This window comes from Amycolatopsis sp. M39, assembly GCF_001651785.1.
GTDB classification, from domain to species: Bacteria; Actinomycetota; Actinomycetes; order Mycobacteriales; family Pseudonocardiaceae; genus Amycolatopsis; species Amycolatopsis rubida.
In genome coordinates, this window is the sequence record NZ_LWSF01000012.1 from 67,174 (window position 1) to 91,237 (window position 24,064).

The following is a 24,064-nucleotide window of genomic DNA, read 5'->3' on the forward strand; positions in this document are numbered from 1 at the left end:
ACCGGGGCTGCGGGCGCCGCCGCTCGTTGACCCTCGACAGATTCGAGGGCGGCTGGCGGGCGGCACTTCGCCGCCCGCCAGCCGCCTTGNCCTTGCTCAGCTTTCGGCGACCACTCCGCTGAGTTCGTTCGGCACGCCAGGAAGCGTTCCAGTCGCGGTCTTCTCCCCCGTCCCGAGATCGACCGCGTGGACTTCCTTCTTGCCCGGGTCCGTCACATACGCCGTCCCGCCGCGGACGAACAGCGCCGGTCGCGGCTGCTGCCATTCGAGCGGTTCCTGCCAAGCGCCGATGACCGGGATCGTCCGGGTCACCCGGGCCGCGGCCGGGTCGATCACGTGGATTTTGCCGTCGGTGCCCAGCACCAGGCCTTCGCCCCGCGGGCCGCGGGCCAGGGACCGGAAGGTGTAGCTGGTGCCGAGGTCGACGTGCCGCAGGCTGGCCTTCTCGGTGTCGATCAGCGACACCCGCGCCGGCCGCTCCAGTTCCGCGTCCTTGTCGGTTTTGTAGTCTCCCAGCGTGATCGACGAGTGCGGGGAGCCTGCCTGATTGCCGATGCGCCCGTACGCGTCCGGGCTGGTGACCTTGGTGATCGTGCCCGCACGATAGATCAGTGCGCCGGTCTCGCAGCCGACGACGACGGTCTCGCCCCGCGCGGTCGCTTCGCCGTGCACTCCAGGGCATTGGTCGTTGCGCGCGATCTCCTTGCCGTCCTTGTCCCGCACTGCGATGCCGTTCCGGGCGTCCTCGTTGCCGACCGTGGCGACCAGCTCGCCGTTGGCCAGTTCGACCGCGACGCCGTGATGCGGTTCCGGGGTTTTGTGCTGGGACGCGGGCGGTTTCCCGGTCCCGAGCGCCGCCGGGTCGAGCACCGTGATCTCGCCGGTGCCGTCGGAGAAGAGGACCGTTTTGCCTGCGTGCCGCACCACGTGTCCTGGTTTCGGGGCGCGGATTTCCGTGTCGGTGAGCGCCGCGCCCGCCGCGTCGAGGAGCCGGAATCCGGTGGCCGTGGAAACGATCAGGTGGCGGTCGTTCCCGGCCGGGTTCAGGCGGTTGAAGCCGGGCAGCGGGAGGTCCTTGACGACCTTCAGGGTTTTCCCGTCCAGCAGGGAGATCCCGCCGTCGTAGGTGATCGCGACCGCGTCGGCGACCATCCGGGGCGCGGCTGCCGGGGGCTGCGGCGCGGAACCGCAGGCGGTCACCACGAGCAGGCTCGATACGGCGAGAGCGGTTCGGTACGGATTGAATGGCATTCATTCTCCTCGGTGGGGATGGGTTTTCCGGTTCAGCCGATCAGGGCGCGGCCAAGCCGTCGACGATCGCGTCGGTATTGGCGCGCATCATGTCCAGGTAGGTCGCCGCGCCTTGCCCGGGTTCGCTGAGGGACTCCGAGAACAGCGACTTCACCCGCACCCGCACGCCCGCCTGGTCGGCGAGCACCCGGGCGAGGCGGTCCGGCTGGGAGGAATCGGCGAAGACGGCCGGGACTCCGGCGGCCCGCACCGCGTCGGCCAGCGACTTCAGGTCCGACGCGCTGGGCGAGGCGAGCGTGGTGCCGCTCGGAATCACCGCGCCGACGACCTCGAAGCCGAACCGCTGGGCCAGGTAGCCGAAAACGTGGTGGTTGGTGACGAGTTTCCGGCGGTGCGGCGGGATTTCCGCGAACCGCCGGCGCATCGTGTCTTCGAGCGCGCCGATTTCTCGCCGGTACCGTTCGGCGTTGGCCCGGATCGCGGTTTCGTCCACTCCGGACACGCGCGCGACGACCTGGTCGGCGATGACCGTCACGGCGGCGCGGACACGGCCGGGGTCGGTCCAGAAATGCGGATCCGGGCCGCCGTGGGCCGCGTAGCTGATCGGATCGACCCGCTCGCCCACCGCCAGCGCGGGGACGCCGCTGCGTTCGGCCGCCTGGACCGTGCGCAGAATGCCTTCCTCCAGCCCGAGTCCGTTGTAGACGATCAGCCCCGCGTGTTCGACTTCCGCCGCCTGCTGGGCGGAAATGCCGAAGGAGTGCGGATCGGCGTTCGGTTTCATCAGCACCGTCACGCCGGCCTGGTCGCCGACGACGCGGCGGGTGATGTCGCCGAGGATGTTCGTGGTCACCACCACCGAACCGGCGCTCGCGCGGGCACCGGAACAGCCGGACACCACCAGAAGCGCGGCGGCGAACAGCGACAGCACGGTCCGGGTTCTGCTCATCGCCCGGTCTCCACGACGTAGCTGGCCTTGCCGGGAACGGTGAGCGTCCGGGCCCGGCGGAGGTGATCGTTGTAGTCGATCTCGTAGATCTCGCCGGAGGCCGGGTTGTTCACGTAGGCGCGGGTCGCATCGACCTGGATCGCCGGGGCGACCGGACCGTTGACCGCGGGAAGCAACGGGACTTGCGCCCGCTGCGCCCCGGTGGCCGGGTCGAAGGCCCGCAGCACGCCGTCTCGGGTGAGCACCAGCAGCGGCGCGTCCTCGCCGACGGCGTTCAGCGCGGCCACCGGTCCGGTCTCGACCCGGGACCACGTCCGGGCCCGGACGTCCAGTGACCACACCGCGTCAGCCCCGGCCGCGGCGGCGAGAGTCGTGCTGCCCGGCCGGTGAGCGAACTTGGTGGCCCGTTCCTCTTTGCGGACCGGCCGCGGATAACGGATCTTCTCCCCCGCGAACGTGCCGTCCTTCTCGGTGACCAGCAACGCGCCGTCCGCACACCCGAAGACGACACCACGCCGGGTGACCGCCGCACCGCTCAGTTCGGGGCACGGCTGCGCGATCTTCGCGACCGGCTTGCCCTGCCGGTCGTGCACTCGCACGCCGTCCGCAACCGAGGCCAGGACGCGTTCGCGATAGGGCACCGCCGCCCCGGCATGCGGACTCCGCGCGATCGTGCCGAGTTCCGCGATCGAGCCCCGGTCCAGCTTCGCCCGGTCCAGCAGCTTGGTGGTTCCGTCCGGAAAGGACAGTGCGGAGACGGCGGGATCGCTGTGAGCGGCCAGCAACCGCTGCCCCGGAGCGGTCCCGGTCTCGCGCACCGCGGCGCGGTAGTAGTGCACGTGGTCGCCGTGGTCGACCATCCAGGCGCCGCTGTCGATGACCCGGACTCCGTCGGCGCGTCCGGTGAGGTACCCGAACCGGCCGTCCCCGGTGATCGCGTGCACTCCCTCGACTGTTCCGACGGGCGTGACTTGCTCGGTGATCAGGTCCAGCACGTGCGCCGCACCAGTCGAGGCGTCGGCGACGACCAGCCTCGACTGTGCTTCGGCGGTCTCCTCCGCTCCCTCGACGTAGCCGTGCGGCGGGGCGGCGGGTTGCTCCGCCGGATCGTGCCCGCAGGCGGCCAGCACCGCGACCGTCGCCAGCACGCCCGCCGCCCGGCGGACAGATGATGTTGTCATACGTCCTCGATTTCAGTTGTCGGACAAAGAATTCCTGCCGCGGACGACGGACAGCAGAGCGGAAAGGAAGAAGAGCGCGATCGCGGCGGCGGCGATGCTGGCTCCCGCGGCGGTGCCCCAGTGCCAGGACACGAGCAGTCCCGCGACCGTGGGCAGGATTCCCATGAGCGCGGCGAGCACCATGACCGTCGTGATGCGGCGCGCCCAGAACGTGGCCGCGGCCGCCGGGCCGATCAGCAACCCGAATGCCAGCAAGGTGCCGACGACCCGGAACGACGCGACCACAGTCACGGTCACCAGCGCCAGCAGGAGGGCGTTCGCGAGACCTGGCCGCAACCCCAGCGTCTGGGCCTTGCGCACGTCGAAAGCGACGGCGGCGAACGGGCGATACCCGAGCAGCGAGACCGCGGCGACCAAACCCAGTGCGATCGCCAGGACCAGCAGATCGCCCGCACCGACGGCCAGCACGTCGCCGAAGAGGAACCCGGTGAGGTCGACCGCGAACGACTGCGAATGCGACACGATGATCACGCCGGTGGCGAGCATGCCCACGAACAGCAACCCGATCATCGTGTCCTGCGACAACCGCCGCGACCGGCCGAGCGCGGTCACGCCCCCGGCCATCACCGCGGCACTCAGCACCGCGCCGAGCAGCGGGTTCACTCCCGCCAGCGACGCGATCGCCACCCCGGGCAGCATCCCGTGCGACAGCGCCTCGCCCAGGAAAGCCATCCCCCGCAACACCACCCAGGTGCCCGCCAGCGCGCACATCACCGACACGAGGACCCCGGCGAGGAGCGCGCGCTGCATGAACGACACGTCGAAGGGGGTCAGCAACCAGGTCACGCCGCCACTATAGTGGAAATGGTTTTCATTCTCTTTAAGGGGGCTTTAGTGAACGTCGCCGAACCGGCCGTCACCTTGCGAAACGTCCGCGCGGGCTACGGGCCGCACGAGGTGCTCGGCGGGATCACCGCCGAGGTGCCCGCGGCGCGGAGCACCGCCGTCGTCGGGGCGAACGGGGCAGGGAAGTCGACCCTGCTCAACGTGATCGCCGGGATCCAGCCGATCAGCTCCGGCACGCTGCACCGCACCGGCCGGCTCCGCGCCGCCTACGCGACCCAGCACAGCGAGGTGTCCGGCGAACTCCCGATCACCGTCCGCGCCACGGTGACCATGGCCCGCTGGGCACACCGCGGCCCGTGGCGCAGGCTCACCGCCCGGGACCGGACGATCGTCGAGGACTGCCTTGAGCAGCTGGACATCGCGGCCATCGCCGACCAGCCGCTGGGCGCCCTCTCCGGCGGACAGCGGCAGCGGACGCTCGTGGCCCAAGCCCTTGCCCAGCAGTCGGATCTGCTGCTGCTCGACGAACCCGCGGCAGGTCTGGACCTGCACGCCCAGACCCTCATCGACGAGGCTCTCGACGCGACCGTTCGCGGCGGGGCGACCGTTGTCCGGATCACCCATGACCTCGCCGTTGCCCGCCGCGCGGCGCACTGCCTGCTGCTGCGCGACGGGCGGTTGCTCGCCGAAGGCCCGCCCTCCGCGGTGCTCAGCCGGGAGCGGGTGGCTGTGGGGTGGGGTTTGCCGGAAGAGTAAGAAACCGGACTTCCCCTGCACCACAGCGAAAGCCCTATATCGATGGCGGCGCTGGCCCTCGGCGGCATAGGATTCCGGCGCGGGGAACGGCATGGAGTAGATCAGCGGCAGATCGCCCGGCTCGGGACCGGGAGGGCGCGGGTTCGAGTCCCGCCTCCATGTCCCTCCCGCCGCGTCTTGGAGTAGTTCAGCAGGCAGAACACCCGGCTGTTCCCCGGGAAGGCGCAGGTTCGAATCCTGCCTCCAAGTCTTGACCACAGGGGGAATCCACATGGGACACACCGCGTCGCCGGGGTACGCCTACGGGCAGCTCGAACGGGCTGTCCGCACCGCCATGTCCGCGAAGGACAGGGCGACGCGCCGGCGTGCGGCGGCGAAAGCCGGCCGGTGGCAGGACGTCCTGACCGGCATGGCCACCAGTTCCCTGCGGATCGGCTCGCGGACCCCGGTCGCGGACACTCCGGCGTGGGTGACCCTCGAAGTCGTGCACGGCGGGTTCGCCACCGGCCGATTCCTGGCCGAGGTCGCGCTTTCCCCCGCCGAGGCCGCGCTGTGCGCCGAAGGGCCGGGCACCACAGAACGCGAACGGCTCAACCTCTGGTACCTCACCGACGCCGGGCTCGCCGCACTGCGCGCCATGCTGGCCACCGAGTCCTATCGGATCGAGGTCCCGGAGGACGCCGCGCTGCCGACCGTGGCGTGGCTGCTGGACCACGGGCACGCCGAAGCCGCGCTCGACCTGATCGCCGAGCTGCGGCCGCACCTGCATCGCCTGCGCCTGGCCCCGCTGCCCGGCGCGGCACCGCGACCGGCGGGCGCGCTGGTCCGGCTGAGCACAGTCGGCGAAGTCCGGGAATCGCTCCGGTCGGCGAGCACCCCGCCCGCGATCACGGCGATGCTGGAAACGCTGACGGTGTGGCACCCGCTGTTCGACCGGCTGGTCGCGCTGTGGTGCGACACCGTCGAGGGCGAGCTGCCGCGGCTGGACGGAACCGGCGTCGCCGGCGGCTGGCCGTGCCGTACCTGGCCGGCCGACTGGCAGCAGCGTCGCGCCGAGTGGCTTGCGGACTACGCCAGGGCGCGCTTCCGGCACACCGCGTCGACAGCCCACACTCACCCGAAAAGCAACTTCGCCCGGCTGCACCGCGCGCTGCTGGCGTGCGAGCACGACAGCACGGAACTGACCGGCCGGGACGTCGGCTGGATCCGCCGCGCCCTGGCGAACACGATCACCAAGCACGGCGAGCCGGGCTCGGAACCGCGAGCGGCGCTGCGGGCGCTGCAGGCCGCGGTCGCCGCGCGACCCACCCACGCCGAACTCGCCGCCGCGCTGGCCGAGCGGCTGGACCGCTTCCCGGCCGACGGCGGGCTGCCGGCGATCGAGCCAGTCGCCGAGGACGCGCCGGCCCACTTGGTCGCCAAGGTCGCGCGCGCACTGGAGGCGCCGATCGAGGAACTGGTCGCGCGGAACGTGATCACCTCGGCCGACGTCCTCGCGACGGTCCTGCCGCAGATCACCGCGCAACTGCTGGCCGCGAACTTCGACAATGAGCAGCTTTCGACGCTGTACGCCCAGACTTACGCGGCCTTCCGCCGCCGACGCGGCCTGCTGCTGCTCGACCTCGAACACCAGGTCCGGATCGAGGAACTGCCCTGGGTCCACGCGATCGACCCGTTGCGAGCGCGGCGTCCGGACGCCACCCGGGCGGCCCGTCACACCCTCGACCAGACAGTGCTGCTGGCGCTCAGCGCGTTCCCGCAGGCGATCCTGCCGAACACGCTGGTGCGCGAACTGGGCGCGCTGGCGAAGCAGGCTGGGCTGCCGATGCCGTTGGTGGAGGAGGTCGCCGCCGACATCTTCATGGGCACGTTCACCGAGAAATGGCGCACGGCAGCAGAACTCACGAGCCGCACGATGGCGGGCACGCTCTACGCCCGCTACTACGACCTGCCGGAGTCCTGGACGTCGGAGCCACCCCCTCGCAAGTTCCGCGCGCTCGCCAACCGCACCGCCGACGACTTCGCCGGCCTGTGCGTGGCCCGAGCCGGCGAAGCCAGGCCGTCGTGGCGGTTCCGCTCGGTCGCCGCGAACGGCACAGTGCTGGAGCAGAGCCAGATTCTCACGACGCAGAACCTGGCAGTCCTGGTGCACACGCTCGATCTGCGGACCCGGCTCCAGGCAGCGGCGCCCGAACTGGCCGCCCAGTCGTTGACCTGGGCGGTGACCCGGCTGGCGACCCGCACCGACCACCACCACACGGCCCTGCAAGCGGTCAAGAACGCAGCTTACGCCTGGCGGCAGGCGCTGTTCTTCCTGAGCTTCTGCGACCTCGACACTCAGCGCGCGACCGTCCGTCACCTCGCCGAGCAAGCGACGCGAGCGGGCCTGGCCGACCGGTTCGCCCCGGCAGTGAACGGCTTGGCGCACGTCGTGGAAGGCGGCCGGTTCACCCCGGAGGGCCGGACGGACAGCGGAACCGGACGGCGTTTCCTCGGCTGGACCACTGGCAAGCATTGGTGCCTGCCAGAAGTCCGCCCGACCTCGCGCGTCTAGGAAACGGCGGGGCCGATCTGTCCCAGGCTGACCGCGCCGAAGGCAGTGCTGTATTCGCTGGCCCGCTTCCGCACCGGGGTCGCGGACCTGGTGCCCGCTCCGCCGATTCGGGGGCCGGATGAACCGGGCGGCTACCGGAGGAACCGGACCAGGGTTTCGGCGAGCTGGTCCGGGTTTTCCTCGGCCATGTGGTGCCCGGACTCGATGCGGCCGGACGAAAGCTCGCCGCTGACCCAGGAACGCCAGACGGCGACCGGGTCACCGTAGAAATCCTCCATGTCGTCCCTGACGGACCAGGCGACGAGGGTCGGACAGGTGATGACGCGCCGCGCCGCCCGGTCCGCCTCGTCATGGGCGCGATCGACAGTCAGCCCGGCGCGATAATCCTCCAGCATGGCCCGCACAGTGGCCGGATTCGTGACCGCGCGGGTCATGTCGCGGCAGTTTTCGTACCCCATGGCGTGCTCGTCGGGGTGGTACCAGGCAAGGGGATCGGCCGTGATCACCCGCTCAGCGTGCGGGGAGGCGCCGAGAAAGAACCAGTGCCACCACGCCGCGGCGAACTTCGCGTCGGCGCGTTCGAGCGCCTCGATGATCGGCACGCTGTCCAGAACACCCAGGCGTGACACCGAATCAGGATGGTCGAGCGCCGTCCGATAAGCGACGTAACTGCCGCGGTCATGGCCCACGACAGCGAATCGGCGGTGCCCGAGACCGCGCATCAGCGCCACGGTGTCGGCTGCCATCGCGCGGTCGCAGTAGACCTCGTGTTCTTCGTCGGGATCGGGTTTGGCCGACCGGCCGTACCCGCGCAAATCGGGGCAGACGACAGCAAACCCTGCCCGCGCAAGCGCCGGAGCGACCCGGTACCAGGTGGTATGCGTCCGAGGATGCCCGTGCAACAACACAACGGGCGGTCCTTCTCCCCCGCTTCGCCCGTGGAGGGTCACTGAATCGCTGACAGGGATGTCCCATTCCGCGAAGGTGTCGAACACGCTGCCACTGTCTCACTGCCGAGCCCCGCCCGCGCGCTGCGGCGGTGCGCTTGTCCGGGCAGGGCGGCAGGTGCTCGCGAATCCATGTTTGACCAGCCGGAAACGGGGCGCCCAGTCCGATGAGGGCGAAGCGCGAAGGCGCGCGAGCTGGACCGCGAACACGCCGACGCCGCCTCCCGCGCCGCCGATGAGCACCGTGTCGCCCGGGCCCGGGTTGACCACCGCCAGCGCTGCGGCCGCCGTGCAGCCCGCGATCGCAAGCGCGGCAGCGGTGCGGTCGTCGACACCGTCCGGGGTGCGGTGCGCCTCGCCGCCCACCGCGATGGTCCCTGCCACGTCCACGACGACGTAGTCAGCGACCGCGCGGGACAGCGCGCCGCCGAACACCCGGTCGCCGACCGCGAACTCGCTCGCTCCGTCGCCGACCTGGTCCACGATCCCGGTCGGTGCCGAACCCGCACGGCAGGCTCAGCCCGAACCGCGCGGCAGTCTCCGCGTCCGAGGTCATGAACCAGTCCATCGGGTTCAGCCCAGCCGCGGTGACCCGTACGCGAATCTTCCCCGGACCAGCCTGCGGCACCGGCACTTCGCGAATTCGCAAGGCCTCCGGCCCGCCGAACGACTCGAACTGAACCGCCCGGCTCGCTTCTTTCCTGCTCACCTGTTCTCCTTGAGCTCAGTAAACGGACTATGCTCCGTTTACATCCTCGAAGCTAGCACAAGTGGAGCGTGATCCGTTTTGGCTGCCGCGAAGACCCCTCGGGCAGACGCGACCCGCAATCGCCAGCAGCTGCTGGACGTCGCGACCCGGCTGTTCGCCGCAGCCGAGACCGAGCCGTCGATGCGCGCGATCGCGGCCGAGGCCGGAGTCGGCATCGCCACCCTCTACCGGCACTTTCCCACCCGCGAGGCACTGGTCGACGCGGTCTACCAGGACCAGGTCTCGCGCCTCACCGCCGGTGCCGAGGACCTGCTCGCCCACCTCGGTCCGGCAGCCGCGCTGCGCCGCTGGATGAACCTGTTCGGGGACTGGATCGCCACCAAGAACGGAATGCTCGACACGCTGCTCGCGATGGTCGAATCCGGCGAGATCGCCCACGCCCGCACCAGAACCGAACTGCTCGCGGCCATCGACGGCCTCCTCGAAGCCGGCCGCGCCAGCGGCGAACTCCGCGGCGATGTCCCCGCCGAAGACATCGCCGCCGCGCTCATCGGCATCTTCACCGTGGCCGGTTCCGCCGAGCACAAAGCGATGGCGGGCCGGCTGCTGGACCTTCTGCTGGACGGGCTCCGGGCTTGCGCCTAGGCCCCCGACTTCCGGCCGGTCGCACTCGCCGCCGCGGGCTCCAGCGCACTCAACACCGACTGGTGCGTGATCCACCCCGTCAGCTCATCCCCGCCGGTCAGCACCGGCAGGCCGGTCCCCGGAGCCTGGGCAAGTGCGTCCAGCGCATCGGCAAGTGTGGAATCGCTCGTCACCAACGGCGGCAACTCGGCGAGATCCCCCACCCGGCCCGTCTGGTCCTCGGCTACTGCTTCGGCGACCGCGCGGGCGGTCGCGCAGCCCTGGTATCGGCCGCCCGCGTCGATGACCGGCAGGATTCCGTGGCCGGACAAGGCAAGCGCGTGCGCAGCCAGGTCCAGCGGCAGGTTCTCGCGCAGCGGCTCCGGCAACGGTTCGGTGACCGCGGAGACTTTCGTGCCCGCCAACCGCCCGGCGGAAGGGTGTTTGTCCAGATCGATGCCCCGGCGGCGGAGCTTCAGCGTGTAAATCGTGTCGCGGCTCAGCGCGCGGCTGATCGCGGTCGCGATCACGATGGCGGTCAGCATCGGGAGGATCACCGTGTACTGGCCGGTCAGCTCGAACAACACGATCACCGCCGTGATCGGAGCCCGCGCCGCGCCCGCGAACGCCGCGCCCATCCCGATCAGCCCGTACACGCCCGGCGACGCGGTCACCGACGGAAACCACGTGTGCACCGCGATCCCGAACGCCGTCCCGGCCATCGCGCCGATGAACAGCGACGGCGCGAACACCCCGCCCGATCCGCCGATCCCGATCGTCAGGCTGGTCGCCACGATCTTCCCCAGCATCAGCACCAGCAGGAACCCGAACACGTACTTGCCCTCGACCGCGTTCCGCAGCACCGGGTACCCCACCCCGTACATCTGCGGCAGCGCCAGCAGCAGCCCGCCGAGGAAGAGCCCGCCGACGGCCGGGCGCAGCCATTCCGGACCCCGCCACAGCCGGTCGCACAGGTCCTCGATCCAGTACAGCACCCGGGCGAACAGCACCCCGCACGCACCCACCAGCAAACCCAGCGCCACGAACAGCAGATACTCCACCGGGTTCCGCACCGTGAACGGCGGCAAGTCCAGGAACGGCGCGTTCCCCAGCACCGCCCGCCCCACCACGCTCGCTGTCACGCTCGCGAGCACTACCGCCCCGAACGATTCGGCGGCGAAATCCCGCAGGATCAGCTCCATCGCGAAGAACGGACCGGCCAGCGGCGCGTTGAACGTCGCCGCGATCCCGCCCGCCGCCCCGCACGCCACCAGCACCCGCAACCGCGACTCCGGCAACCGCGCCGCCCGCCCCAGCGACGAGCCCAGAGCGGACCCGATCTGCACGATCGGCCCCTCCCGGCCCACCGAACCGCCCGAGCCGATCGTCAACGCCGACGCCAGCGCCTTCACCACGCTCACCTGCACCGGAATCCGCCCGCCCCGCTCCGCCACCGCGTACATCACCTCCGGCACCCCGTGTCCGCGCGCCTCCGGCGCGAACCGGTGCACCAGCGGCCCGTACAGCAACCCCGCCAGCACCGGGGCCAGCAGCAGGAACCACGGACCCAGCGCCGGGAACCACGAATGCGCCGCACGCCCGGCCGCCGAATAGTCCGCGTGCCCGGAAAACACGTGCGTGAACGACGTGATCAACCACCGGAACACCACCGCGCCCAGCCCGGCGCCCGCCCCGATCAGCACCGCCAGCCCGACCAGCCCGGCCCGGCTCTCCCGCACCCACCGGCCCACCGGCCGGCGCACCGGTACGACCAGCCCGCGTTTCCCCGCACTCTCACCCGACGACATTGATGCAGTATGCAACAATTGCACACGGACAGGGTTGCGGGATCGCTCACACCTGAGCGGACTTCTCAAGCCCGGTCAGGGTTTTCATCCGTTTTGCACGCTATCGAGAGTCAGAACACGAAGTAACGGAGCCACAGATACGGGGCGGCGACGAGCACAGTGATCACCGTGACGACCGCGCCCTTCTTGGTGAACTCCCAGAACGAAATCGGCGAACCCGCCCGGGCGGCGAGACCGAGCACCACCACGTTCGCGCTGGCCCCGACCGCCGTCATGTTGCCGCCGAAGTCCGCGCCGAGCGCCAGCGACCACCACAGTGCTTCCGCGTGCGCGGGGTCCGGGATGTCGTGGGTGAGCGCGAGCACGAGCGGGCTCATCGTTGCCACGTAAGGGATGTTGTCGATCACGCCGGACAGCAGTGCGGACACGCCGAGGATCAAGGAGACCGCCAGCAGCGCGTTCCCGCCGGTGGCTCCGGCGGCGAGCTTCGCCAGCCAGTCGATCACCCCGGTCTTGACCAGCGCCCCGATCATGATGAACAGCCCGGCGAAGAACAGCAGGGTCTCCCACTCGACGCCGTCGAGATACTGCTTGGGCGGCGTGCCCGAGAGCAGCACGAGCAGGCCCGCGCCGAGCAGCGCGACCACCGACGGGTCCAGATGCAGCACCGAATGCAGCACGAATCCGGCGAACACCAGCAGCAGCACGGCACCGGACTTCACCAGCAGCTTCGGCTGCCGGATCGCTTCGCGTTCGTTGAGCGCCATCACGTCGGCGACCCGCTGCCGGTCGACGGTGAACGAGCCGCGGAACAGCCACGGCAGCACCAGCCCCAGCACGACGAGTTCGAGCGCGACGATCGGCGCGAGATTGAGCAGGAAGTCGTTGAACGCCAAGCCCGCGCGGCTGCCGATGATGATGTTCGGCGGGTCGCCGATCAGGGTCGCGGTGCCGCCGATGTTGGACGCCAGCACCTCGGCGATCAGGAAGGGGACCGGGCTGAGGTCGAGCCGGTCGCACACCAGCAGCGTCACCGGGGCGATCAGCAGCACCGTGGTCACGTTGTCCAGGAACGCCGAGGCGACCGCGGTGATCAGCACCAGCAGCAGCATGATCCGCAGCGGAGACCCCTTGGCGCGCTTGGCCGCCCAGATCGCGACGAACTCGAACACCCCGGTGCGGCGCAGGATCCCGACGATGATCATCATCCCGAGCAGCAGGAACAGCACGTTCCAGTCGACGCCGGTGTCCTCGGAGAAGAACGCGTCCGCCGACCCGCTCACCCCGGTCGCGAGCACCACGCCCGCCCCGGCCAGCGCGGCGGTCATCTTCGGGATCTTCTCGGTCGCGATGAAGACGTAGGCCACCACGAACACGACGACCGCGATGACCGTGCTCACCGGCGGACCGCCCGGAGCAGGCGCGCGCGGATCAGCGAGGCGTCAGCGCGTGCTCCAGCAGCCGCGACGCGGAGACCACGCCGAGCAGCGTCCGGTCCCGCATCACCGCCACGAGCGGGCAGCGCAGCCGGGCCATCGTCGCGGCGACCTCCACGATCGTGTCGTCGGCGTCCACTCTCGGCAGCTCGCGAGGTTCGCCGGGCAGCAGTTCGCGCACCGTCCGCCCGCCCAGCTTGTCCGCGACGCGGTCCGCCATCGACTCGCTGAGCACCCCGGCCAGCGACGGATCGTCGCGCACGTAAGGCGGCACCAGGAACTGCACGACGTCGGAGGCGGGCAGCACCGTGTGCGGGCGCCCGGACGCTTCCGTCACCACCAGCCCGGGCAGCCGGTGCTCGGCCAGCAGGCGCGCGGCCGCCAGCGCGTCCGCGTCGAGATCGACGACCGGGAACTCCTCGGCCAGCTCCGCTGCGCGCATGCCCCCAGGCTACGGCCGCCCGCGCGGCTCCGCCGGAACTCGGGATTTCTTTCCGCACGCCTGACGCCACGGGGCTCCTCGGGGTCGACCGGACCGCCCGCCGCCCGGCTGGGCACGGGCAGGCCGACCAGACTTCCCGGCACACCACGCGTAAAGATGCCGCAAAGACCGGCCCGGGGCAAACCGGGCCTCCGGTCACGGATGGGTGCGCTTGGCCTGTTCGGCATCCCACTCGCGTTGCCACTCGGCCCTCCGGCGCCGGTTCAGCGCGAACACCGTGCCACCGACCCCAGGGCCAGCACCAAGCACACCGACACCTACGGCCCGACCGCCGCGCACACCGCGTCGGCCAGCACCGCCCCGGCGGTCAGCGGCGGCGGGACGGGGTTTCCCGCGCGGTCCACCCAGATCGAAATCCGGTCGCCGCGCCGCGCGCCTTCGGCGGCCGCGACCTGGCCGGTTCGACGCGAACCGTCCGGTGCGCGCCAGGTCGCGTCGGCCGGCGGCGAGCCCGCTGCGCCCGTTGACCGTTGTCGCGGGGCCGTCAGTCAGCAGGATCGCGGTCGCCTGGTTGCGCTCGGTCAGCTGTCCGGCCGAGACCGGTTTCCGCGTCCCGTAAAGCTCCGAGCCGACGGCGGCCGCGAACGGGAGAGCGGTCAGCGCGACGAGGAGCGCGGCAAGCAGGAGCCCGGACTGGAACCGGTCCGAGGCGCGCGCCACCGAACCGGGTCCCGGAACGAGCAGGTGCCACCACCGCAGGAGGCGGTCCGTCCATGTTTCCATCTTCCGCACCTCCCGTGCTCCGGAATCGCCCGCGCAACGCGCTGTCCACAGAGGAATTCCGCCCCGGGCAGGCGGGCCGCCCGGCCCGTCCCGGAGGGCACGGCGGCGGGGACCAACGGCCCGGTTCCGCCACCGCCTCACAACGCGGCGACCTCCGGCGCACTCCGCATCGTCGTCACCTCGGCGGCAGGCCGTCGCGCGGTCCTCCGCGCCGGCAGCCCGTACCCGATGCGCAGCAGCGTGTGCACGTGCCCCAGGCCGTGGAATGCCGCCAGCAGCTGCGCCCGCGTGGACCGGGCCTCGAACGGCTGCGACAGGAACGAGGACGCCAAGCCTTCCGCGGTCGCGGCGAGCAGGACGCGTTCCATGATCATCCCGCCGCGGACGTCGGCCGCCGCGCCCTGGTCGCGGGTCAGCACCGCGACCAGCACCGGGTCCTGTTCGAACTGCCGCGGCGGGATCGAGCGGTTCTCGTGCGACGAGCGCAGCGACACCACACCGGGGGACGTCGGCGGGCGGCCCGAACGCGGAGGTGGGCACGCCGTCCGGGCAGTCCGGGGCGCGGCCCGTCCACTTCGCGGTTTCCGCCTGGAACGCCGCGTCCGCGGCCTGCTCGGTCTCCGCGCGCCGGACGAGCGCGGAGACCTGCGCGTAGTGGCCCGAGGCGTCCAGGAGTTCGAGCTGGCCGCCCTCGCCCAGTGCGGCCGAACGCAGGAGTCTCCGCGCGGACACCGGCACCGGCCGATCGGACAGCGGACGCCGGTTCGTGTGCCGCCGGTAGACCGCCTCCGCGAGGCTTCGGTCCACAGTGGACGGATGAGTGTTCCCCTCGATCGAGACCACCGCAAGCAGATCGCGGTCGGTCAGGTCCGGGACGATCCGCACCCGGCCGCGCACGCCGTTGACCCGCAGGGTGAGCAGCAGATTGCACACCGCCGCGCCGCAGGACAGCCGTGCCTCGCGCCCGGCCGGGTCGGCGATCGGGAGGACCCGGTCCCGGTCGAGCCGCACCTCGATCCGGGAGCCGTCGACGACGAACCGCCACGGCTGGGTGTTCTGCGGGGACGGCGGCGGCGAGCGCTTGGTCGACGACGAGCGGCAGGAAAACGTTCATGGCAGTCTCCGGGTGAGGGGGCACTGAACCGAGCCTCGCTCCCGGCAGCGCCGCGAAATAGCGGAACCTGTCCCGACTTCGAGGGACCAACGGCCCTCAGCGACCCGGATCGAAGCCCGCGAGCGCGCCGCTACCGCCACTCCCGCACCTCGGGCAGGTCCTCGCCGTGTTCGGTGATCCAGTGCCGGTGCCGTTCCTGCGTGCGGGTCATCCGCTGCCGCAGCGGGCCGGTCGTGGCGAGCAGTCCCGGAACCCGGTCCAGCACGTCGATCACGAGCTGGAACCGGTCCATGCGGTTGCGCACCAGCATGTCGAACGGCGTGGTCGTGGTGCCGTGTTCGGTGTAGCCGCGGACATGGAGCCCGGCGTGGTTCGTGCGGCGGTAGGCCAGGCGGTGGATCAGCCACGGGTAGCCGTGGTAGGCGAAGATCACCGGACGGTCCGGGGTGAACAGCGCGTCGAACTCCCAGTCGCTCAGTCCGTGCCGGTGCTCCGTTTCCGGCTGCAGCCACCATGTTGACCACGCGAACCGCCAGCTCCGGCAGTTCCTCGCGCAGGATCGCCGCCGCGGCGAGGATTTCCAGGGTCGGAGCGTCGCCCGCGCACGCGAGCACGACGTCCGGTTCGCGGTCCGCGTGCGTGCCGGCCCATTCCCAGATGCCCAGACCTCGTGCGCAGTGCAGTGCGGCCTCCTCGGCGTCGAGCCAGGCCGGTGTCTCGTTCTTGCCCGCGACCACCACGTTGACCAGGTCCCGGCTGCGCAGGCAGTGCGCGGCCACCTCCAGGAGCGTGTTGGTGTCCGGCGGGAAGTACGGCGCAACCGGTTCTGCCGCGTCCACTCGCGCGGCAGCGGATAGTGCGCGGCGGCGTCGGGCAGGTCCGCATGGAACGCCGTGTCGAAGCAGGCCACCACCGGCACACCCGGCAGGTCCCGGACCTGCCGGGTGACGTCCAGCGACAGCGGCTGGTGGAGCGGAGCCAGCGGGACGAGCCGGTCGGGATTCGCGACCACCTGGCCGGTTACCAGAACCGGCGTTTTCTGCGCGCCGCCGTGGACGAACCGCACCGCCACCCCGTCCGGCCGCGGCCAGCGCTCCACGGTGTCGACGACCGCGCGGGTCATCTCGCTCTGCCAGGCCGCCCAGCCGACCGCGGCGCCATCGTGCACGACCGCTGCCTTCAAGCTGGACGAACCAGGGTTGAGGGTCAGGATTCGCACTGGGTTCTCCTCGCGTTCGGTGTCCCGCCCTCGACGCTAATCCGCGCGACCCGCGGTCACTGCGGGCGGACGTCCGCGCTGCCGGAGTCTTTGGTCCCCAGGCGGGCGGCAGTGCGGCCCAGCCGGAGCGCCGAGACCAGGAAGAAAATCCCGCCCAGCACCGCGTATCCGGCCACAGCGGCGAGCGACGGGTCGGGCGCGCCGGCACTGAGCGCGAAATTCGCCCCGGCCAGCACCGAGATGCCGCCGCTGAGGATCATCGGCCACTGGCCGCCCATCCCGCGCCTGCCGACGGCCACGATCAGCTGGACAAGACCGGCGGCGACCGCCCACGCACCCCACACCCGCAGCACCGCCGGGACGCCGGACGCACTGGCGATCGCGAGGCCGATGCCTGCCAGCAGGCTGATCGCGATGTTCACGGACAACCCCGCGGCACGGGACGAGCGCGCGTCCACGACCGCGGCGGCGACGTCGAACAGCGGATACGCCACGACCAGGACAACTCCGATCGGGCCGACGTGCGTCTTGGCCGTGAGAAACAGCAGCGCGGCCCAGACGACCGCGAAGGCGAACCGCACGAAGTACAGCCGGCGCAACGCCGGAGCGGTTCCGGCGGGCGAGTCAACGATGGTCACGGTGATCCTTCCGAAAGCTGAATGAGACAGAACGTTCGTTCTCCCTCAGCCTCTCGGCAGACCCCGAGCGGCGTCAACGCCAACCGGGCTTTCAGAAGTGTTACGGGCTCGCCCCGGAGCCGAGGCGGTGCCGCAGGATGCCGTCGACCCCTTGCCGGAAGGTGTCGCCGGCCTCGGCCGGATCCGTCAAACAGCCCGACGCCATCGCACCGTCGCGCAGCATCACGAAATGCCGCCCCGCGGGCTCCGGTGCGGACGAACCGACCCGCGCGAACAACTCCGTGACCGTGCGGAGAAACCACTCGCGGTGGGTCAGGACCGCTTGGTGCACGGGATGTCCGGGGTCCGGGTATTCCGCCGCCGCGTTGAGAAACGCGCAGCCGCGGAAGTGCGCCGACTGGATGCTCTCGGCGATCCACTCCGCGACCGCGCGCAGGGCTTCGGCCGCGGGCGGGTGGCCGGCGAGGATGTTGCCGACCCCGGCGCGCTCCATCTCGGAGACGCCCTGGAGATACGCGACGACGAGGTCTTCCTTGCCGGGGAAATGCCGGTACAGCGTGGCCCGGGTGACCTTCGCCTCCGCCACGATCCGGTCGACCCCGACCGAGTGGAGACCTTCGGCGTAAAAGATCCGGGTGGCCGTCGCGAGCAGCCTCGACCTCGCCTCGGACACCCGGATCTTCTGCACCACAACGGCAACGCTAGCAGAGCAAGCGGCCGGCGTTACCCGGCCAGATGATCGCCGATCCGGGCGAACACCGCCTCCAGCGGCGGCACCGGAACCGAAGGCGACATCACATGCGATCCGTAGTGGGCGATGACCAGCTCCCGCCCCGGACTGACCTGCAACCGTTGCCCGTGGATGCCTCGCGCGCCAAAGGTGCCGTAGCCCTCGTCCGGGACCCACCAGAAATTGTGGTAGCCGATCGGCCGCGCGGCACCGGTCGGCAGGGCGCGCCGCGCGGGCCCGGGCGGCACGGCAGTCAGGTCGGCGACGACGCGTTCCGCCACGATCTGCTGGTCGCCGACCGTCCCGCCGCGACGCAGCATCTCCCCTGCCCGGGCGAGATCGCGCAGGGTGGCGCTGTAGCGGCCGCAGGCGATCTCCGTGCCGGTGGAATCCAGGCAGTACGCGCCGTCCTCGTCCGCGCCCAGCCGGGCCCAGACCCGTTCGCTCCACAGTTCGGCCAGGCTGACGCCGGTGACGCGGCGAAGGGCTTCGGCTACGGCCTCGGTGTTGCCGTTGTCGTAGCGGAATTCGGTTCCCGGCGGTGCGACGGCCCGCGCGGTGGCCAGATGTTCCTTGACGCTCGTGGGCCCGGTGTAGCCAGCGGGACGGGGCACGATGCCGACAGCGGCGAAATATCGTTGCGCTTCAAGGGGTTTGCAGAACGGCCGCCCACCGTAGTCCATGACGGTGCCCATGTGCAGCAGGTGGTGGATCGTGGCGTCGCCGAACGCCGTGCCGGCGAGTTCGGGGGCATAGTGGGCCAACGGCTGACCGGCGTCGAGCACGCCCTCGTCGATCAGCAGCGCGGCGAGCAGCCCGGTCCACGACTTCGCCACCGACGCGGACAGGTGCACGTCGTGTGGCCGCATGCCGTGGAAGTACCGTTCATAGACGATCTTCCCCCGGTGCGCCACCAGAATGGCGTCGGTTTCCGCACCGGCCAGGAACTCGCTCAGCTTGACGGGCGCTGCCCCGGCCCGCGGGGCGACGAGCAGGTTGTCCAGGTCCTCGTGGTCCTCGGGCAGATCCCGGCGCGGGCCCGCGCCGCGCCACACCCGCCGGGTCGGGCCGGTTTCCCTGGCGCGGGTCATGCCGAGACGGACAAAGGCCGGGTCGACGTAGCCGCGGCTCCAATAAGCATTGTCCACTGTATACGGATTGGTCACGGTTTCTCCTTGACTGCGGCGAGTGCCGCGATGCGCCGGGCGTCGCGTTCCGGGCGGACGAAGAACAATGCGGCTACCCCGCCGGCCAGCATCAGGACCCCGGGAATGGCGAAGGCGGTGGCGAAACCGGCGGCCGGTCCGGCCGCGGACTCGACGAGCCTGCCGGTGAGATACGGCGCGAGCAGGCCGGCGACGGTGACCAGCGCGACGCTGACCGACAGCACCGCACCCCGTTGCGCGGGCGGGCTGATCTCGCTGTTGACCGTCTGGCCGTTGGCGAAGGTGACGCCGTGGAAGCTGAACGCCACGGCGATCAGGACGATCCGCAGCGCGGGCTGCGTGACGGTCGGCAGCAGCACCATCGCCAAGCCCGCCAAGACCAGCACGCAGCCGCCGAGGATGCCGCGGGCGATCCGGCTGGGCACGCCGAGATGCAGCAGCCATTGGGTGATCGCGCCGTGCGCGAAGGTCAGGATCAGCCCGGCCACCCAGGGGATCGTGGCGATGGCGGCCGCCTCGCCCGCACTGTAGCCGAGCGCCATCTCAAGATAGGACGGCAGCCAGGCGACCATCAGCGTGGACGTCCAGTACGCGCCGAACGCGCCCACGAACCCGCCGAGCCAGGTTCCGGAGAGCAGGATCCGCCGGTAGGGGACGCGGCCTGCCGGGACCGGCGCCGCTCCGGACGGAGCGAGGTCGACCGGCCCGTCGCGGCCGATCACCAGCCACAGCAGGCACCAGACGCAGCCGACCAGGAACATCGCGAGAAACGCGGCCCGCCAGCCGAAGTGCACGATCACCACGGTGAGCAGCGGGGTCGCGATCGCCCCGCCCAGCGCGCCGCCGCCGACGATCAGCGCGCTCGGGATGTTGCGCTTGGCGTTGGGAAACCAGCTGTAGGCGGCGTGCAGCGCCATCGGCTGCGCGGGCCCTTCGGCGGCGCCGAGCACGATCCGGCTGATCAGCAGCAGCCCGACCCCGCTCGCGGCGACCACGGACACCTGCGTCACCGCCCAGACCAGCGCGAGCGCCAGCAGGATCCACCGCGTCGAGATCCGGCTCGACGCGAACCCGACCGCCAGCGCGCACACGCTGAACAGGAAGAAGAACGCACTGGACAGCAGGCCGTACTGCGACGGGCTCAGCCCGAATTCGTGCATGATCGGGCGTGCGGCCAGCCCGAGAACGGCCTTGTCGCCGTAGTTGATCAGCATGAACAGCAGCAGCATCGCCACCACCGACCAGCGGCGCAGCCAGGCGTTCCCCGCGGTGCCGCCCGCCGGCGCGGCCGTACGCGGCCGGGTCCCGGCGGGCTTCACCGCTGGGTCCCGGACGGCAGGAGCAGGGCCTTGGCAATGCCGTTCTTCTGGATCTCCGACGATCCGGTCAGCACGCGGAACATCCGCAGCCGCCGGAACAGCCACTCCACCTCCGCGCCGCGCACGAGCCCGGCCTTGCCGTGGATCTGCACCGCCTCGTCCGCGATGCGGAAGGCGTTCTCCGCCACGAACAGCTTGCACATGAACGCCTCCGTGCTCGGCTTGCTCCCGGAGTCCAATGCGGACAGTGCGTCGTAGGTCATGGCGCGGGCCGCGTAGTACGCGGTGGCCATGTCGGCGATCTTGTGCTGGATCGACTGCAGCGCCGCCAGCGGACCGCCGAACACCTGGCGGGTGCGGGCGAATTCGATGGTGAGTTCCAGCGCGCGACGGGCGTGGCCCAGCACTGTCGGGCAGTGCAGCAGCCGGTTGGTGGTGACCCGGCCGAGCCCGATGCGCAGCCCGTCCCCCACCCGGCCCAGCAGCTGCTGCGGGCCGACACAACAGTTGTCGAGGATGATGTCGGACTCGATGTGCTGGCCGGACATCGGAACCTCCCCGTCGGCGACCGTGCAGCCCGGCGAGTCCAGATCGACCAGGAACGCCGAGTAGCTCTCGTCCTCCCCCGCCATCCGGGCGACCAGCACGGAGAAATCGGCGATCGGACCCGCCGAGGAGAACACCTTGTGGCCGCTGATCCGCCAGCCGTCTCCCTCCGGGGTCGCCGTGGTGCGCATGGCCCGCACATCCGACCCGGCATTGGTTTCGGTCAGCGAGAAGCAGCACGCGCGCTCCCCGCGGACGAGCGGCAGCAAATACCGCTCGCGCTGCTCCTCGGTAGCCGTGGCGAAGATCGCGCCCGCGCGCAGCGGACCGCCGAGGTCGCCGAGCACGCAGTGGTAAAGGATCCGCCCGGACGCGCCGACCTCCTCCTTGAGCGCGGCCAGTTCGGTGTAGCTCAGGTCGAGGCCGCCGTACTCGCCGGGCAGGTGGACCCCGTAGAAACCCAGCTCCCGGCAGCGTTTCCAGACCGGTTCGATCACGGCCCGGGTCAACGGGGTCTCCGGGGTCAGCCCGAGCGTGGCCTCGTACTCGGCGAGTTCGCCCGACAGGTATTCGCGCAACCGGCCGACAAGCTCAGCGAGCCGCGGGTTGTCGTCGTAAGCCGGGGCAAGGGTGAAGGACATGCGGGACCTCCTCAGTGGACTTTCCGGGCTTCGCCCGCCCAATACCGGTCCCGCACCGCGCGCCGGTCGATCTTGCCGTTGCGGTTCACCGGGAGTTCCTCGGCGAAATCGACCGAGCGGGGTTTCTTGATGCGCGCCAATCGTTCCGCGCAGAACTCGATCAGTTCCTCGGCAGTGACGTCCGAGCGGCGGACGACAACCGCCTTCACCGCTTCGCCCCACTTCTCGTCGGGCACGCCCACCACGCACGCCTCGGAAACGGCGGGATGCTCGTAGAGGACGGATTCCACTTCGGTGCAGAAGATGTTGTAGCCACCGGAGATGATCATGTCCTTCTTGCGGTCCACAATGAACAGATACCCGTCGGCGCGCAGGTAGCCGATGTCGCCGGTGTACACCCAGCCGTCGCGGAACGTTTCCGCGGACAGCTCCGGTTCGTGCCAGTACTCCGTCACGCAGTCCGGACCGCGCACCACCACCTCGCCGAGTTCCCCGGCGGGCACCGGACGGCCTTCGTCGTCGACCACCCGGACCTCGGAGTCGAACAACGGCCGCCCCGCCGAGGACAGCAACTCCGCGTCCTCCTCGATCCCGCGGACCACGTCTTCGCAGGTCAGCACCGTGACGCCGCTGGTGGTCTCGCCCTGGCCGTACCCCTGCATCACCACCGGACCGAACGCCGCCACCGCGTCCCGCAACCGCTGCGGCGACACCGGCGCGCCACCCACCCGAAGGCAACGAAGCGAGGACAGGTCGGCGGTGTGGACGGCGGGATGCGACAACACCATGTTCAGCATCACCGGCACCAGGAACGTCGAGGTGATCCGCTCCTTCTCGACTGCCGCCAAAAACTCCACCGCGTCGAAGCGCGGCAGCACCACCGCGGTCGCCCCGCGGGAAAAGGCCGCCAGCAAACCCATTCCGGTGGCGTGCGTGATCGGACCCGCCGCCAGGTACGTTTCCGAGGCGGACGGCGCGCCTTCCGGGCTCATCAACCGCTTGCGCAGGTTCGCCAGCCGGTTTCCGTTCGTCTGCACCGCGGCCTTGAGCTTCCCGGTGGACCCGGACGTGAAGTGCAAGACCGACGGATCGTCCGCACTCACCTCGACCGCGACCGGCTCGGACGACCCCGCCGCCAGCACGTCGGCGTAGGACCGCGCATCCGGCGTGCGGCCGTCGTAGTCGATCAGCGCGCACGAAGTCCCGGCAGCCGCTTTCTGCGCCGCTTCGGCGTGCTCGGCATCGACCAGCAGCACTCGCACGTCCGCGTCCGCCAGGATGTGCTCGACCTCGCCCGCGGACAGCCGCGCGCTGATCGGCACGCGCAGGAACCCGCCCTTGTAACAAGCGATCTCGGTCTCCACCAGCTCCGCGCTGTTGCCGGAGAAGGTGGCGACTGCCTGCCCGGGCTCGACGCCGGACGCGAGCAGCGCGGACGCCAGCCGGTTCGTCCGCTCCTCCAGCTCGCGGTAGGACCACCGCCGCTCGCCGCACACCAGCGCCTGCTGATCGGGCCAGAACGTGCTGGCACGGGTGACATAGCTGCCCAGGTTCACGCCGACTCCCTGTTTTCCGTCAGATTGACCAATGCTGAACACTGTGTCTATTAACAGTCGCGGTGTCAACAGTTCGCTACACTCGGGCCGGCAACGACCGAAGGGGGCCTCTTGCCGACCACTGACCGACGGACCCGCCGCACCCGCGGCCTGCTCCGCGACGCACTGGTGTCGCTGGTGCTCGAACGCGGATACGCCAACGTGACGGTGGAGGACATCACCGAACGGGCCGATCTGGGCCGCGCGACGTTCTACAGCCACTACCCGGACAAGGACGCGCTGCTGCGGCACGTCGTCACCGAGCTCCAGGAGGAACTGGACGAACGGCTGCGGCCGCTGGTCCCGGCCTCTTCAGTGGGCTTCACCGGCAAACCGGCGCTGGAACTGTTCCGGCACGCCCGCGAGAACCGGGATCTCTACCTGCTCATCCTGCGCGGCGAGGGCGACGGCCGGGCGCTGCGGCAGTTCACCGACGCGCGCACGGACGCGGTGCGCTCGGTGTTCAAGTCCCGCGCCGACCACCACGACGTCACGCCGCGCATCGACCTCGGCGTGCTGGCCAGGGCATGGGTCGGGGAACAGCTCGCCGTCCTGCGGTGGTGGCTCGAAACGGACCCAGCGCCGATGTCGGCGGAAGAGGCCACCGGGATGCTGCAAAACCTTTCGCTGCGCGGCCGCTACTGGGCCAACGGCTTCGAGGGCGACCCGCCCGACCCCGCGCCTACCGGAGCGGATTCACCGCAGTCCTGAGGCGTTGCCTCGGCTGCCGCCGAGATATCGGCCCACCGCCGGGCAAGCCGTCGGCAAGCTTCGGTAGATCCTCGCCACGGACACCTCGCTCGGAGCCGC

At 70.8% G+C, this 24,064-nt stretch carries 20 protein-coding genes, 2 tRNA genes and 3 pseudogenes; 6 read left to right on the top strand and 19 right to left on the bottom strand.

The features are described from left to right. Positions 1-96: 96 nt before the first annotated feature. From aztD to aztB, 4 genes are read right to left on the bottom strand one after another with little or no spacing between them, the layout of a single operon-like run. Positions 97-1,251 carry a zinc metallochaperone AztD gene (gene aztD, locus A4R44_RS24775; protein WP_067585380.1) on the bottom strand — a complete coding sequence of 385 codons (1,155 nt, stop codon included), beginning with the start codon at positions 1,249-1,251 and terminating at the stop codon, positions 97-99. Positions 1,252-1,291: 40 nt separating this feature from the next. Next, complete coding sequence (aztC, locus tag A4R44_RS24780; RefSeq protein ID WP_067585383.1) at positions 1,292-2,200, bottom strand: zinc ABC transporter substrate-binding protein AztC; 909 nt, start codon at positions 2,198-2,200, stop codon at positions 1,292-1,294. Next, complete coding sequence (locus tag A4R44_RS24785) at positions 2,197-3,381, bottom strand: hypothetical protein (RefSeq protein ID WP_067585386.1); 1,185 nt, start codon at positions 3,379-3,381, stop codon at positions 2,197-2,199. The genes aztC and A4R44_RS24785 overlap by 4 nt, the downstream gene beginning before the upstream one ends. A 12-nt stretch (positions 3,382-3,393) precedes the next feature. Continuing rightward, positions 3,394-4,227, bottom strand: a complete 834-nt coding sequence (aztB, locus tag A4R44_RS24790) for a zinc ABC transporter permease AztB (protein WP_067585388.1) — start codon at positions 4,225-4,227, stop codon at positions 3,394-3,396. Positions 4,228-4,275: 48 nt separating this feature from the next. On the opposite strand from aztB, the gene aztA reads away from it, so the two are divergent. The 4 genes from aztA to A4R44_RS24810 all read left to right on the top strand — a co-directional run bounded on the left by aztA (position 4,276) and on the right by A4R44_RS24810 (position 7,537). Next, positions 4,276-4,983: a zinc ABC transporter ATP-binding protein AztA gene (aztA, locus tag A4R44_RS24795; RefSeq protein WP_232791765.1), complete on the top strand. Its 708-nt coding sequence runs from the start codon at positions 4,276-4,278 to the stop codon at positions 4,981-4,983. Positions 4,984-5,073: 90 nt separating this feature from the next. Continuing rightward, positions 5,074-5,145: transfer RNA gene (locus tag A4R44_RS24800), tRNA-Pro, on the top strand. 14 nt (positions 5,146-5,159) lie between these two features. Next, positions 5,160-5,232, top strand: a tRNA-Asn gene (locus A4R44_RS24805). 22 nt (positions 5,233-5,254) lie between these two features. Beyond that, complete coding sequence (locus A4R44_RS24810; RefSeq protein WP_067585394.1) at positions 5,255-7,537, top strand: hypothetical protein; 2,283 nt, start codon at positions 5,255-5,257, stop codon at positions 7,535-7,537. 131 nt (positions 7,538-7,668) lie between these two features. On the opposite strand, the gene A4R44_RS24815 is transcribed toward A4R44_RS24810, so the two are convergent. Next, positions 7,669-8,532: an alpha/beta fold hydrolase gene (locus tag A4R44_RS24815; RefSeq protein WP_067585397.1), complete on the bottom strand. Its 864-nt coding sequence runs from the start codon at positions 8,530-8,532 to the stop codon at positions 7,669-7,671. Positions 8,533-8,667: 135 nt separating this feature from the next. Then, positions 8,668-9,193, bottom strand: a pseudogene (locus tag A4R44_RS24820) (alcohol dehydrogenase catalytic domain-containing protein); the annotation flags it as partial. A 78-nt stretch (positions 9,194-9,271) separates the two neighbouring features. Here A4R44_RS24820 and A4R44_RS24825 point away from each other — a divergent pair. After that, complete coding sequence (locus A4R44_RS24825; RefSeq protein ID WP_067585400.1) at positions 9,272-9,838, top strand: TetR/AcrR family transcriptional regulator; 567 nt, start codon at positions 9,272-9,274, stop codon at positions 9,836-9,838. Here A4R44_RS24825 and A4R44_RS24830 read toward each other — a convergent pair. The 13 genes and pseudogenes from A4R44_RS24830 to A4R44_RS24885 all read right to left on the bottom strand — a co-directional run bounded on the left by A4R44_RS24830 (position 9,835) and on the right by A4R44_RS24885 (position 23,215). Then, on the bottom strand, positions 9,835-11,625 hold the full coding sequence (locus A4R44_RS24830; RefSeq protein WP_067585403.1) for a chloride channel protein: 1,791 nt from the start codon (positions 11,623-11,625) through the stop codon (positions 9,835-9,837). The genes A4R44_RS24825 and A4R44_RS24830 overlap by 4 nt on opposite strands. Positions 11,626-11,735: 110 nt before the next feature. Further along, entirely contained in the window at positions 11,736-13,025 is a 1,290-nt protein-coding gene (locus tag A4R44_RS24835; protein ID WP_067585406.1) for an ArsB/NhaD family transporter, read from the bottom strand. Between the two features lie 31 nt (positions 13,026-13,056). Further along, positions 13,057-13,503, bottom strand: coding sequence for a CBS domain-containing protein (locus tag A4R44_RS24840; protein WP_067585409.1), 447 nt, complete (start codon positions 13,501-13,503; stop codon positions 13,057-13,059). A gap of 195 nt (positions 13,504-13,698) precedes the next feature. Further along, positions 13,699-14,286, bottom strand: coding sequence for a hypothetical protein (locus tag A4R44_RS24845; protein ID WP_157905001.1), 588 nt, complete (start codon positions 14,284-14,286; stop codon positions 13,699-13,701). A gap of 137 nt (positions 14,287-14,423) precedes the next feature. After that, positions 14,424-14,783 carry a hypothetical protein gene (locus A4R44_RS50705; RefSeq protein WP_232791766.1) on the bottom strand — a complete coding sequence of 120 codons (360 nt, stop codon included), beginning with the start codon at positions 14,781-14,783 and terminating at the stop codon, positions 14,424-14,426. Between the two features lie 747 nt (positions 14,784-15,530). Next, a pseudogene (locus A4R44_RS46185) lies at positions 15,531-16,221 on the bottom strand (phosphoketolase); the annotation flags it as partial. Between the two features lie 50 nt (positions 16,222-16,271). Beyond that, a pseudogene (locus A4R44_RS50710) lies at positions 16,272-16,523 on the bottom strand (acetate kinase); the annotation flags it as partial. Between the two features lie 152 nt (positions 16,524-16,675). Next, complete coding sequence (locus A4R44_RS24860; RefSeq protein ID WP_067585414.1) at positions 16,676-17,257, bottom strand: hypothetical protein; 582 nt, start codon at positions 17,255-17,257, stop codon at positions 16,676-16,678. 100 nt (positions 17,258-17,357) lie between these two features. Further along, positions 17,358-17,930 carry a TetR/AcrR family transcriptional regulator gene (locus A4R44_RS24865; RefSeq protein ID WP_067585686.1) on the bottom strand — a complete coding sequence of 191 codons (573 nt, stop codon included), beginning with the start codon at positions 17,928-17,930 and terminating at the stop codon, positions 17,358-17,360. A gap of 50 nt (positions 17,931-17,980) precedes the next feature. Beyond that, the gene (locus A4R44_RS24870) at positions 17,981-19,153 is read right to left on the bottom strand and encodes a serine hydrolase (protein ID WP_067585417.1); all 1,173 of its coding nucleotides are present in this window, start codon (positions 19,151-19,153) and stop codon (positions 17,981-17,983) included. Continuing rightward, complete coding sequence (locus A4R44_RS24875) at positions 19,150-20,472, bottom strand: MFS transporter (RefSeq protein ID WP_067585420.1); 1,323 nt, start codon at positions 20,470-20,472, stop codon at positions 19,150-19,152. The genes A4R44_RS24870 and A4R44_RS24875 overlap by 4 nt, the downstream gene beginning before the upstream one ends. Then, complete coding sequence (locus A4R44_RS24880; RefSeq protein ID WP_067585423.1) at positions 20,469-21,659, bottom strand: acyl-CoA dehydrogenase family protein; 1,191 nt, start codon at positions 21,657-21,659, stop codon at positions 20,469-20,471. The genes A4R44_RS24875 and A4R44_RS24880 overlap by 4 nt, the downstream gene beginning before the upstream one ends. Positions 21,660-21,670: 11 nt before the next feature. Beyond that, positions 21,671-23,215 carry a long-chain fatty acid--CoA ligase gene (locus A4R44_RS24885; protein ID WP_067585426.1) on the bottom strand — a complete coding sequence of 515 codons (1,545 nt, stop codon included), beginning with the start codon at positions 23,213-23,215 and terminating at the stop codon, positions 21,671-21,673. Between the two features lie 111 nt (positions 23,216-23,326). Between A4R44_RS24885 and A4R44_RS24890 the strand changes: the two genes are divergently transcribed. Next, positions 23,327-23,965, top strand: coding sequence for a TetR/AcrR family transcriptional regulator (locus A4R44_RS24890; RefSeq protein ID WP_067585429.1), 639 nt, complete (start codon positions 23,327-23,329; stop codon positions 23,963-23,965). The last annotated feature ends 99 nt before the right edge of the window (positions 23,966-24,064 follow it).